The 12,094-nt window shown below is 64.3% G+C and carries 13 protein-coding genes; 3 read left to right on the top strand and 10 right to left on the bottom strand.

From position 1 onward, the window contains the following. Position 1: 1 nt before the first annotated feature. The 7 genes from EHH60_RS19105 to EHH60_RS19135 form a co-directional block, all read right to left on the bottom strand. Positions 2-595, bottom strand: a complete 594-nt coding sequence (locus tag EHH60_RS19105; RefSeq protein WP_124160987.1) for a TRAP transporter small permease — start codon at positions 593-595, stop codon at positions 2-4. A gap of 146 nt (positions 596-741) precedes the next feature. After that, the gene (locus tag EHH60_RS19110; RefSeq protein ID WP_124160988.1) at positions 742-1,539 is read right to left on the bottom strand and encodes an MBL fold metallo-hydrolase; all 798 of its coding nucleotides are present in this window, start codon (positions 1,537-1,539) and stop codon (positions 742-744) included. 12 nt (positions 1,540-1,551) lie between these two features. Continuing rightward, a complete protein-coding gene (locus tag EHH60_RS19115; protein WP_124160989.1) occupies positions 1,552-2,328 on the bottom strand; it encodes a TatD family hydrolase in 777 nt (258 codons plus the stop codon). Positions 2,329-2,340: 12 nt separating this feature from the next. Beyond that, positions 2,341-4,329: a methionine--tRNA ligase gene (metG, locus tag EHH60_RS19120; protein ID WP_124160990.1), complete on the bottom strand. Its 1,989-nt coding sequence runs from the start codon at positions 4,327-4,329 to the stop codon at positions 2,341-2,343. Between the two features lie 111 nt (positions 4,330-4,440). Next, entirely contained in the window at positions 4,441-5,487 is a 1,047-nt protein-coding gene (locus tag EHH60_RS19125) for a DNA polymerase III subunit delta' (protein WP_124160991.1), read from the bottom strand. Continuing rightward, positions 5,484-6,170, bottom strand: a complete 687-nt coding sequence (tmk, locus tag EHH60_RS19130; protein WP_124160992.1) for a dTMP kinase — start codon at positions 6,168-6,170, stop codon at positions 5,484-5,486. The genes EHH60_RS19125 and tmk overlap by 4 nt, the downstream gene beginning before the upstream one ends. A 2-nt stretch (positions 6,171-6,172) precedes the next feature. After that, positions 6,173-7,435 carry a D-alanyl-D-alanine carboxypeptidase family protein gene (locus EHH60_RS19135; protein ID WP_199751579.1) on the bottom strand — a complete coding sequence of 421 codons (1,263 nt, stop codon included), beginning with the start codon at positions 7,433-7,435 and terminating at the stop codon, positions 6,173-6,175. A gap of 153 nt (positions 7,436-7,588) precedes the next feature. Between EHH60_RS19135 and EHH60_RS19140 the strand changes: the two genes are divergently transcribed. Then, on the top strand, positions 7,589-8,545 hold the full coding sequence (locus tag EHH60_RS19140) for an alpha/beta fold hydrolase (protein WP_124160994.1): 957 nt from the start codon (positions 7,589-7,591) through the stop codon (positions 8,543-8,545). On the opposite strand, the gene EHH60_RS19145 is transcribed toward EHH60_RS19140, so the two are convergent. Then, a complete protein-coding gene (locus EHH60_RS19145; protein ID WP_124160995.1) occupies positions 8,539-9,462 on the bottom strand; it encodes a septal ring lytic transglycosylase RlpA family protein in 924 nt (307 codons plus the stop codon). The two genes, EHH60_RS19140 and EHH60_RS19145, sit on opposite strands and share 7 nt — an antisense overlap. A 790-nt stretch (positions 9,463-10,252) precedes the next feature. On the opposite strand from EHH60_RS19145, the gene EHH60_RS38575 reads away from it, so the two are divergent. Further along, complete coding sequence (locus tag EHH60_RS38575) at positions 10,253-10,381, top strand: hypothetical protein (RefSeq protein ID WP_283811840.1); 129 nt, start codon at positions 10,253-10,255, stop codon at positions 10,379-10,381. A 236-nt stretch (positions 10,382-10,617) separates the two neighbouring features. Here EHH60_RS38575 and EHH60_RS19155 read toward each other — a convergent pair whose 3' ends face one another. Further along, positions 10,618-10,854 carry a hypothetical protein gene (locus EHH60_RS19155; protein ID WP_245454527.1) on the bottom strand — a complete coding sequence of 79 codons (237 nt, stop codon included), beginning with the start codon at positions 10,852-10,854 and terminating at the stop codon, positions 10,618-10,620. 213 nt (positions 10,855-11,067) lie between these two features. Here EHH60_RS19155 and EHH60_RS19160 point away from each other — a divergent pair, with 213 nt between their 5' ends. Then, complete coding sequence (locus tag EHH60_RS19160) at positions 11,068-11,646, top strand: TIGR00645 family protein (RefSeq protein WP_124160997.1); 579 nt, start codon at positions 11,068-11,070, stop codon at positions 11,644-11,646. A 16-nt stretch (positions 11,647-11,662) separates the two neighbouring features. Here EHH60_RS19160 and EHH60_RS19165 read toward each other — a convergent pair whose 3' ends face one another. Next, positions 11,663-11,983 (bottom strand): DUF1476 domain-containing protein, encoded by a 321-nt coding sequence (locus EHH60_RS19165; RefSeq protein WP_199751581.1) that lies wholly within the window; start codon positions 11,981-11,983, stop codon positions 11,663-11,665. Positions 11,984-12,094 lie beyond the last annotated feature (111 nt).

A 12,094-nucleotide genomic window follows, 5' to 3' on the forward strand; every position in this document is an offset into this window, starting at 1 on the left:
GTCAACCTCCGCCGCCCTGCGAGATGCGCTCTATGAATTCGTCCGGTGTCTCATCCGGTGAGCCCCGCTCGTAGCTCGGCCGGTTGCCGCCGACGACACTGACCATTTCATCGATGAGCGCGATCGACAGGATCGCAAGCCCGCCGGCAAAGCCGAGCTGCGGAATCCAGAGCGGTAGCGCGACGACGCCCTGCGCCACATCGTTGAAGCGCCAGGAATCGTAGGTCATCTGCACGGCATAGCGGGTGAAATAGAGAATGAAGGCGGTGGCAATACCGAGCGCCGTGATCTCGGCGATCTGCTTGGTCCGCCCGTGCAAACGCTCCAGCAGCAGACCGACGCGGATCATCTCTCCGCGCTTGAAGGTGTGTGCGAGACCGAGGAAAGCCATCGCGGCCATGCACCAGGACGCGAAATCGTCGCCGGCGGGAATGTTGATCGCAAACTGGCGCCCGACCGACATGACCATCATGATTGCGAAGATCGCGACCAGGAAGACGCCCGCGGCGTAGCCCGCGCCGAGATAAAGCAGGTCCAGAGCGCGTCGCACTGGTCCCCGAGCCGCTACATCGTCCCCTGCCAAGGCAATCCCCATCCTCGCACAAGGCGATCCAATCGACCTGTGCGGTCGTGCCTGAATTTCGCCCTGTCCAACGCCTGTCTTTCAGACGTTAGATCAACATGATGGGGCCGGCGCAAGCAAGGAGTATGCCGGCTGACGCCGGAATTTCTACCCCAGGTTCAGTGCGTCTCCAGCCGCAGCCCGTCATAGGCCGGCACCACGCCTGCCGGCAGCGACTGACGGATGACCTCGTAGTCGACGTCGGCGGTCATATTGGTGATGACCGCGCGCTTCGGCTTGAACCGCTCGATCCAGGACAGGGCGTCGTTGATGCTGAAATGGCTGACATGGCTGGTGTAGCGCAGGCCGTCGACGATCCAGAGGTCCAGATTTTCCAGTGCGCCCCAGCTCTCGCGCGGGATGTCGTTGAGGTCGGGCGTGTAGGCGGCATCCCCGATCCGATAGCCGAGCGCGGGAATGTTGCCGTGCTGCACCAGGAAGGCTGTCATCGTCACGGCGCCGCCCTTCCCCAGAACGGTTTGGCTTTCGCCCGCCTCGATCGAATGCCGAGTCAGGATCGGCGGGTAGTCGCTGCCCTCGGGCGAGATGAAGCAATAGGAGAACCGCGACAGGATGTCCTTGGCGGTCGACTGATTGAAGTAGGTCGGGATACGACGACGCATGTGCATGACGACCGAGCGTAGATCGTCCATGCCGTGGGTCTGGTCGGCGTGCTCGTGCGTCAGGAACACTGCGTCGATGTGGTCGACATTGGTCGAGAGCAGCTGCTCGCGTAGATCCGGCGAGGTGTCGATCACAATGCGTGTCGTGCCGTGCTCGGACGTCCGTTCGACCAGCAGCGAGCAGCGGCGACGGCGGTTCTTGGGATTGTTGGGATCGCAGGCGCCCCAGCCGAGCGCCGGGCGCGGCACGCCGGCGGAGGAGCCGCAACCCAGGATCGTCAGCGTCAGCGTCATGCGGCTCCAGTCCTAAGCTTTCACCTTGGAGAACAGGCGGAAGAAGTTTTCGGTGGTCTGGCGTGAGATTTCGTCAAGCGACACGCCGCGCGTCTGAGCGAGCACTTTTGCGACCTCGACCACATAGGCGGGCTCGTTGCGTTTGCCCCGGAATTTGCCCGGCGCAAGATAGGGCGAGTCCGTTTCAACCAGGATACGGTCGGAGGGCAATTCGGCGGCGAGTTCGCGCAAGGCTTCCGATTTCTTGAAGGTCAGGATTCCCGTGAAGCCGATATGGAGCCCGAGCGACACTGCCTTCAGGGCCAGCTCGCGCCCGCCCGTGTAACAATGCAGCACGGCGCGAAACGATCCCTTTGCCGCCTCGTCTTCCAGAATGCGTGCGCAGTCCTCGTCGGCTTCCCGGGTGTGGATCACCAGCGGCAGGCCGGTGGCGCGGGCGGCGGCGATGTGGGCGCGAAAGCCCCTCGCCTGCGCCTCCGGCGAGCCATTGTCGTAGAAATAGTCGAGCCCGGCCTCGCCGAGCGCGACGACCTTGGGGTGCTGCGTCAGGACAACGAGCTCGTCCGGCGCGATGCCGTCCTCCTCGTCCGCGTTGTGCGGATGAGTGCCGACCGAGCAATAGACGTCGTCGTAACGTTCGGCGATGGCCAGAAGCTGATTCAGCTTTCGCACCCGTGTAGAGATAGTGATCATGCGGCCAATACCGGCCGCTCGCGCCCGCGATACGATCCCGTCGAGATCATCCGCAAAGTCCGGAAAATCCAGATGGCAGTGGCTGTCGACCAGCATCGCTCGGCGTCCCTAGGCCGCAGGCTCGATGTAGCGCGGGAACGCCGGCGTCGGCGCCGGCAACGTCGAGCCGGGCGCGATGCGCCTGGCGGCGCCGAGCATGGCGAAGTTGCGCTCGGTATCGGGGATGCCGAGGCTGTCGAGCAACTTCCCTGAAGCCGTCGGCATCGCGGGCTGAGCCAGGATCGCGATCTGGCGCACGACATCGGCGGTGACGTAGAGCACCGTTCTCTGCCTGGCAGGATCGGTCTTGGCGAGCGCCCATGGCGCCTCCCCGGCGAAATAGCGGTTGGCTTCCGCGACCACGGCCCAGACCGTGTTGAGCCATTGATGGATCTGCTGCGCCGCCATGGACTCGCGTGACGCAGCGACCATGCCATCGGCCATCGCCAAAATCGCCTTGTCGTTGTCGCTGAACTCGCCGGGCTCGGGCAGCACGCCGCCGAACTGCTTGGCGATCATCGACAGCGAACGTTGCGCGAGGTTGCCGAGATCGTTGGCGAGATCGGCGTTGATACGCGCCACGATGGCCTCGTGATTGTAATTGCCGTCCTGCCCGAACGGCACTTCGCGCAGGAAGAAATAGCGCATCTGGTCGACGCCGTACTGGTCGGCGAGATTGAAGGGATCGACGACGTTGCCGACCGATTTCGACATCTTCTCGCCCCTGTTGAACAGGAATCCGTGGGCATAGACCCGCTTCGGCAGCGAGATGCCCGCTGACAGAAGGAAGGCCGGCCAATACACGGCATGGAAACGGATGATGTCCTTGCCGATGATGTGCACGTCGGCCGGCCAGTAGCGCCAGTTCCTGTCGCTCTCATCGGGAAAGCCGACGCCGGTGATGTAGTTGGTCAGCGCATCGACCCAGACATACATCACGTGCTCTTCGTCGCCAGGCACCTTCACGCCCCAATCGAAAGTGGTACGCGAGATCGAGAGATCGCGCAGGCCGCCCTTGACGAAGCTCACCACTTCGTTCTTGCGGGAGTCCGGTCCGATGAAATCAGGGTGATCCGCGTAGAGCTTGAGCAGCTTGTCCTGATACGCCGACAGGCGGAAGAAATAGCTCTTCTCCTCGACCCATTCGACCGGCGTACCCTGTGGCCCCAAGCGCACGCCGTCGTCGTTCAGGCGCGTCTCGTCCTCGGCGTAATAGGCCTCGTCGCGGACCGAGTACCAGCCCGAATAGCTGTCAGCATAGATGTCGCCGTTCGCTTCCATGCGCCGCCAGATCTCCTGGCTGGAGCGGTGATGCTGCTCCTCGGTGGTGCGGATGAAGCGGTCGAACGACACGTTCAGACGCTCGTCCATCTCCTTGAAGCGGCCGGCATTGCGGGTCGCGAGCGCGGCGGCGGACATGCCTTCCCCGGCCGCGGTCTGAACCATTTTCTGACCGTGCTCGTCGGTGCCGGTCAGGAAGAACACGTCCTTGCCGTCGAGCCGCGCAAAGCGCGCCAGCGCGTCGGTCGCGATTGCCTCATAGGCGTGACCGATATGCGGGCTGCCATTGGGATAGGCGATCGCGGTCGTGATGTAGAAGACGTTGTCGCGCGCCGAGGCGGTAACGGGCGCGGCAGCCTTTGATGCAGCGACCGGCTTCGGCGCACGCGAGGTCTTGGGTTTCGACACCTTGGGTTTTGATACCTTGGGCGTCACGGCCTTCGGCGACATGACGACAGGAGCCGGCGCGGCGGTCACGGCAGACGCAACCGCCTTCTTCGCGACCTTCTTCGCCGGAGTTTTGGCCGGCTTTTTTGCAGTTGCATTCGTCGAAGCCTTCCCGGCGACGACCCGCCCTTTCGCGGCCTTCTTTCCGGCCTTCTTTGTCGTCCTCGCAGCGCTCTTCGTCACGCCCTTCTTGGCCGCAGCCTTCTTGGTCCTCTTGACGGCTTTGGTCGCGCGCGCCTTCACGGCCTTCCCGGCGGCTTTCTTCACGGGCTTCTTGGCAGCCTTCTTGCTGCGCTTGCCTTTGACGGTCTTCTTAGCTCGCGTTGCCACCACGAATTCCTTTTACCGGCTTGTCCGAAATTTGGAAACGAACCTGCGTTAGGTTGTTGTTTTGCGCATGATCTTTTCGGAAAACCGCTCCGCACTTTTCCGGATCATGCTCTAGCGCGTTGCGTCCGACAGCCAGCCGAACACCGAGAAGACCAAGGGCTTGCGCTCCAGATTGTAGGTTTCGGTGTCGCGCGCGGCGCGGACGATCTTTTCCCATACCTCGCTTAGGCGCGCAAGGCGCGGCAGGTTCTGGTTGGCATTGGCCTCATCCGCATGCAGGCGCTCCGCGATCCAGCGGTCAATGCCGTCGATGAAGGCGGCAAGCGCGACACGGTCGCTGGTGCCGAGCGAATCGCCGAGCGTGTGCAATTCGCGCGGATCGACCTGCGGCAGGCGCGCAAGCAGCGCCGCCGTGCGCTGCTGAAGTTTCAGGGCGTCGCCGCCGAGCAACGTCAGCGCCCGTGCGACGCTTCCCTCGGAGGCCTCGGCCGCTTCGCGCAACGCGGGATCGTTCGGCTCGAGCCCGGCCGCCGAAGCTGCGGCCGCGATCACGTCATCCGTGGCGAGCGGCCGCAGGCGCAGCTTGCGGCAGCGTGACTGGATCGTGGCGAGCACGCGCGCGGGCGCGTGGCTCACCAGAAGGAATAGCGACTGCTGGGGTGGCTCCTCGAGGATCTTCAGAAGCGCATTGGCCGCGTTTGGATTGAGCTCGTCGACGGTGTCGACGACGCAGACGCGCCATCCTTCGGCGGCCGCGGTCGAGCCAAAGAACGCGATCGTCTCGCGCGTCTCGTCTACGGTGATCACGGTGCGCATCACGCCGCGATCATTGGCGGTTCGCTCCAGCGCCAGCAGGCCGCCGTGCGAGCCGGCTGCCACCTGCCGCGCGACGGCGTCGTCAGGATCGATCGCAAGATCTTCGGCGCGCTGCACGGCGGGTGCCAGCGGCTGAGAATGAGCGAGCACGAAGCGCGCCATGCGGTAGGCCAGCGTCGCCTTGCCGATTCCTTGCGGCCCGCCGATCAGCCAGGCATGAGGAATGCGCCCGCTGCGATAGGCCGCCAGCAGCGCGGCCTCGGCCTCTCGATGGCCGAACAGCCGCGACGTCTCACGCGGATGGGGAACGGCGGTTTCACGCTCGGCCTGACGTGGGCTCATGCGGAAATCACCGAAGCCGGTGTGGGAAGAAGACGATCGCGCAGCTCCGTCCAGACTCGGGCCGCGACCGTGTCAGGATCGGAATTGGCATCGATCAGCACACAGCGCGCGGGCTCCTCCGCGGCGATCTTGCGATAGGCTTCGCGGAGGCCCTCGTGGAAGCTGAGCTTCTCGGACTCGAACCTGTCAGGCGTACTGCTGCCGCGGCGCGCGGCGGCGCGTTGCAGGCCTATCTCGACGGGTAAATCGAGGATGATGGTGAGATCCGGCTTGAGATCGCCGATCGTGACCCTCTGCATCGCATTGATCAGTCCCTCGGGAACGCGGCCGAGGCTGCCCTGATAGGCCCGCGTCGAGTCGGCGAAGCGGTCGCACAGCACCCAGGTGCCCTGGTTGAGCGCAGGCAGGATCACGGTGCGGACATGGTCATCGCGCGCGGCGGCAAAAAGCAGCGTCTCCGCCTCGGGGCCGAGCAGCTTGCCCATGCCTGACAGCACAAGGTGACGCATGATCTCGGCGCCCGGCGAGCCGCCCGGCTCCCGCGTCACCCGGATGCGCAGCTTCGCCGCCTTGAGGCGGTCGGCGAGCTTCTTGATCTGGGTCGACTTGCCCGCGCCCTCGCCCCCTTCAAAGGTGATGAAGCGTCCGCGTCCGGACGGCCGCTGTGCCGCGCTCTCACTCATGATCAGAGCTTCTCGGCGCCTGCGCGGAACATGCCGATCACGAGCTCGCTGGCGCCGTCGATCGCGCGGCGCATGGTCGAGCCGGTGCTGATCGCTTCGGCCGCATAGACCGGCGTCTCGACCGCGATGTTGCCGCTGCGCCAGACTCTGACCACGCCGACCCGCTGGCCGGCCTCGATCGGCGCGCGCACCGGGCCGCTATAGACGAGCCGCGCAATCAGCTTGTCGCTGCCGTTCTTGTGCACCATCACCTTCACTGGCGTCTTCGCGACGAGCTTGACCGAGCGGCTCTCGCCGCCGAACACCTTGGCGTAACCGACGGGCTGCTCGGCCGCGAACAGGATGCGGGTCTCGAAATTGCGGAAGCCCCATTCCAGCATCTTCTTGGCTTCCGTGGCGCGATCCTCGGGGTCTTCGAGTCCATTGACGACGACGATCAGCCGCGTGCCGTTCTGCACGGCCGAGCCCACCATGCCGTAGCCGCCTTCCTTGGTGTAGCCGGTCTTGAGACCGTCAGCGCCTTCCATCGAATTGAGCAGCGGATTGCGGTTGAACTGGCGGATCTTGTTCCAGGTGAACTCCTTCTCGCCGAACAGTTTGTAGAAGTCGGGAAAGTCGAGAATGATATGCCGGGCGAGCGTGCCGAGCTCGCGGACCGTCATCTTGTTGCCGGGGTCGGGTAAGCCGTTGGAATTGGCGAAGGTCGATTTGGTGAGACCGAGTTCGCGTGCGCGCTTGGTCATGAAATCGGCCGCAAAGATCCGCTCATTGCCCGCCATGGCTTCGGCAAGCGCGATGCAGGCGTCGTTGCCGCTCTGGATGATCGCGCCGTGGAGAAGATCGTCGACCGAGACCTTGCTGTTGATGGCCGCGAACATGGTCGAGCCGCCTGAGGGCGCGCCGCCCCGGCGCCAGGCATTCTCGCTGATCCGGTACTCGTCCGTCAGCTTGATGTCTCCCTTCTTGATCGCATTGAAGACGACCTCCGCGGTCATCAGCTTCATCATGCTCGAGGGCGCGCGCAGCTCGTCGGCGTTCTTCTCGAACAGCACGCTGCCGCTGGAGGCTTCGATCAGGATCGCAGTCGGGGCATCGCCATCGAAGCCGGCCTCTTCTGCTTTCTTGGCGCCCTGGACGCTCTGGTTGGCGGCATAGAGCGTCCCGCCCCAGCCGATCCCCGCCACCAGAACCGCAGCAATCAGCCCGCGCGCCAGCGTTCCGGCGGTGAGCCGGTTGCAACGAAGCGAAGGAAGACGAAATGCCATGGCGAAGCCCTGAGACAGGCGTTCTAACAGTTGGAACAGATGCGAACAACACGCGGTTGGACGCTTGCCCTGAGATTGCACGATTCTCCTCGCGCCCCTATCGTGGCATCTCATATTTCCCGACCAAACCCCTGAAACAAGGCGGAAAAGCGAATGTCCTCAAGCCGCACGATCAAGGCCAACGGGGTCGAGCTGTTCGTCCGCGAAGCCGGCCAGGGTCCGCTGGTGGTTCTATGCCATGGGTGGCCGGAACTGTCCTACTCCTGGCGCCACCAGATCCCCGCGCTTGCCGAAGCCGGGTTTCGCGTCGTCGCGGCCGATATGCGCGGCTACGGCAGAAGCGCAGCGCCCCCTGATGTTGCGGCCTACTCGATCTTCGATACGGTCGGTGACGTGGTCGGCCTCGTCCAGGCGCTCGGCGAGACCAAGGCGATGGTGGTCGGCCACGATTGGGGCGCGCCCGTCGCCTGGCACGCGGCGCTGTTCCGGCCCGACATCTTCACGGCCGTCGCGGGCCTGAGCGTGCCGCCGCCGTTCCGCGGCCGCGGCAAGCCGCTCGAGCTGTTGCGTCAGGGCGGTATCACCAATTTCTACTGGCAGTATTTCCAGACGCCCGGCGTCGCCGAGGCTGAACTCGAGCGAGACGTTGGCCGCACCATGCGCATCGTGCTCGGCGGACGCGGCCTCGCCGATCCCACCGCGGCCATGTTCGTGCAGGAGGGCAAGGGCTTTCTCGGCCATGCGGGCGCCGAGGAGGCGCTGCCCGCCTGGCTCAGCGAGGCCGATCTGGCCTATTTCACCGAAGCCTTCCGCAAGTCCGGCTTCCGCGGCGGACTGAACTGGTACCGCAACATCGACCGCAACTGGGAGCTGACCGCGCCCTGGCAGGACGCCCAGATCCACCAGCCTTCCCTCTTCATCGCAGGCTCAAAAGACGCTGTGATCACCGGCCTGATCGGCGCCAAGCGCGTCAACGAGCTCGAGCGAGTGCTGCCCAATCTCAAGGGCAAGCTGATCCTCGAGGGCGCCGGCCATTGGGTGCAGCAGGAGCGGCCCGACGAGGTGAACGCGGCGCTGGTGAAATTCCTGACGGCGAGCGCGGCTCAGTAGAGCCCGCGTCCGCTCAGGATGTTGCGAGCCTCGGCGGCGCCGTCCGATGAGGGCGCGCTCTCGGCGAGGTAGCGGCGGTCCTCATCATAGGACACGGCGCGGGCGTTCTGGAGCGCCCGGCCCCGGCTGCGGCTCGAGGCCGACATTTCCGAGGTCGCATTGAGCGATGCCATGTCGGCGGAGGTATTGCCGAGACTATAGGGGCGTCCTTCCGGCATCGGGATCTCACCGCGAACGGCGCCGCGGCCCGAGGACGGCAGCTCCGGCACAAACGGCTTTGCCGAGGCGACACGAACCATCGAGGGCGACGGCGCCGGAACGCCGGTGCGCAAGGTGGCCATCAGCTGGCGGTCGTCGGAGCCCTCAAGCGGCGCCCGGCCGACATATTCGACGCGGACCTTGGCGACACCATTGCCTTTGAATTCAAGGAGTTCGGCGGCCTTGTTCGAGACGTCGATGAGGCGGTTGCCGTGATAGGGCCCACGATCGTTGACACGGACGATCAGCGACTTGCCGTTCGAGACGTTGGTGACCCGCGCGTAGGACGGCATCGGCAGGGTCGGATGCGCCGCGGTGAGCGAGGTCATGTCGAACACTTCGCCATTGGCGGTCAGGCGGCCGTGGAAATCATCACCGTACCAGGACGCCATGCCCTCGGCGCGGTAATTGACGTCCTCCTCCGGCACGTAGGTCTTGCCCGCCACGACATAGGGCTTGCCGACGCGGTAGGTGCCGCCGCCCTTCGGGACCGGTTCGCCCCACGCCACCACCCGGGGGCTCGAGGACACGCCGTATTTCGGATCGACGCGGCTGGCGAACTTGTTGGAGGAGGCGCAATTGGCGAGCACAACGCAGGTCGCGACCGCCGCAACACCGCGCGCGGCCCGCAAAACCGAATCTGACCGTCGGATCCCCATGCGCCCCAAATACCACTTTGCCGGAGGCGTACCCTACCCGCTTTGGCTACGGGGAGCGCTGTCCGGTCGTTCTGATTCCGAGACGGCCCACCACCGCGTCGGAAGTGGTAAGGATAACGCAACCCGAACACGGCGGAAATGGGGAGCCCGCAGCGATCACGCCGGCATGGTAAACGAGAGGTTCGCTTCCTCCCGTTGATCTACGGAGCCTGGGCGCCCTGCTCTGTGCCACGGCAGGACAAGCTGTTGCGCCAAATCCTCACTCCACGCCCATTGTCGCGGCGCTCACCGAAATTCTTTTGACTGTGCAAGGCCGCGCGCGTTTTCTCGGTTCGCAGGGGCGGATTGGAATTTAACGATGATCGAGACGGTTTCGGCACTGATGGGTCTGGTAAGCGCGGGGATCTTCCTGGCCCATGCCTTCGAAGGTTACCGCACGAGGGCCTAAAGGCACTCGCGCGGGCGGCAAGCATCACCTCTTTCAAGGCATCGCGTTCGGACAATTTTGATGGATCCGATCGCGCATCGAAAACGAGAGCGGCAGGTGTCCCATGCGCAACCATGACTTCGTATCCGATGGTTTCCTGGCATTGACTGCGGGCGGCTTGGTGCTGCTCTGTTCGAGCCTCGTGGCCCTGGCATTTGCCTGAGGCCCCTGCTCCCCATCTCCCAACATAGCTCCATCGCGGCGCAGCAAGCGCGACTGTCCTGCTCCCATTCAGTTGATTGAATTTCTGCGTTCAGCACCTCGACCAATTGCGAGAGGCCATCACCAACGAGGGTGACGCAGATGCTTGCCGAGAAATTCTTCCTGGTCCTGGGATCCCTGATCCGCGGCGACCTCACCTATCCGGATGGAAGTCCCCGGGTCGTCAGCACATCCCCGCACGTGTCGGTCAAGCTGTCGGCGCAGAAATAGCCGGCGCGTTCGGACAATTTTGATGAATCCGATCCAGCATCGGAGACGAGAGCAGCTGGTGTCCCATGCGCAACCATGACTTCGTATCCGATGGCTTCCTGGCATTGACCGCGAGCGGCTTGGTGCTGCTCTGCTCGAGCCTCGTGGCGCTGGCATTTGCCTGAGGCCCCTCTCAAGATAGCTCCATCGCGGCGCAGCAAGAGCCGGCGCGTTCGCAAGTCCGGACCCCGTGCCGCTCAGCGCAGACCCAACAGTGAACGGCGGTAGAAATTGCCACGGGCCTCGCTCAGGCAGACGAAGCTGCCGTCAAATCCCTCGCCATACCGCTTCTGACCTTTGCGGTAATAGAGGCCCTTCCTGAAGTCGAGCCAGACCACCCTGTCATGCGGGCAATGACGCTGCGCCTGCGCCTCGTAGCGATACGGCGTCAGCGGTGTCGCCGAGACTTCGTCGCCGCCTGCACCGACCAGCATGGCGCCAGCGCATGCGATTGCGCCGGACCACTTGCCAAGGCCGCTCCGAGACACTCCCCACCTCCGGCTTGCGGCCGTCGCGCGACGGCCGGTCGGCACCGTAGCATGAAACGGCGCTGCCCATGGAATGCGGCAAGCGCGTCGCGTCTTCCGCCGGCCATCTTGTCGGGGTACATGACGGCGAGATCGTCCCGATGCAAGGATGCAGCTTGAATGTCGGTTGAGCCTGCCCCAGGAACTGGCCCCCGTCCGCCTTCGCCGCAGCTCGGCCTGCTGCCGATGATCATCTTCGGCTCGCGCTGGCTGCAACTGCCGCTCTATCTCGGGCTGATCGTGGCGCAATGCGTCTACATCGCGCTGTTCCTCAAGGAGCTCTGGCACCTCTCCTGGCATGCCCTCGATCTCACCGAGCAGCAGATCATGATGAGCGTGCTGGCGCTGATCGACGTCGTGATGATCTCCAACCTGCTCGTGATGGTCATCGTCGGCGGCTACGAGACGTTCGTTTCGCGGCTCGAGCTCCAGGGTCATCCCGACGAACCGGAATGGCTCGGCCATGTCAATGCGAGCGTCCTGAAGATCAAGCTCGCCATGGCTATCATCGGCATCTCCTCGATCGCGCTGCTCCGCACCTTCATCGAGGCCGGCAATCTCGGGTCCGACCGCGCCGGCTTCACCGAAACCGCAGTGATGTGGCAGGTGCTGATCCACCTCACCTTCGTCGTGTCGGCGATCGGCATTGCCTATGTCGACAAGCTCAGCGAGTCCGGGATGCGCAAGCACGCCGAATGAAGCGCTGCGGCCGGTCTCATTGCTTGTCCGCTTCGAGCTGCGCCAGCGCCTGGTGCAGACACTCCTGAAGCTTCTGCGCGACCTGCTCGCGCGGGACACCCTTGTCTGCGAGATCGCCTGCCACCTTGCCAACGACATCGTCCATCGTCCGGCTCGCCAGGTGGTCCGTCACCAGTGCGGTCGCGTAGCTTGCCCCGGCATCGCCGCTGAGCCCGAGCTGGCTTGCGGCCCAGAGCCCGAGCAGCTTGTTGGACCGGGCGGTGGCCTTGAACATGAATTCCTCGTCATGGGCGAATTTGGCTTCAAAGCCCTGCTCGCGCTTGTCGAACGTGGTCATGGTCAGCTCCATTCTCGTTTCGCTGATGAGGATCGGACTTGCTGGGAGCGAACGTCTCCGTGCTTCACGTCAGTTGAGGATGGTTTGAAGCTTCCTCCCGGAAGCCGAAGG

The sequence above is a fragment of the Bradyrhizobium sp. RP6 genome, from assembly GCF_003837805.1.
In the GTDB taxonomy this organism is placed as follows: domain Bacteria; phylum Pseudomonadota; class Alphaproteobacteria; order Rhizobiales; family Xanthobacteraceae; genus Bradyrhizobium.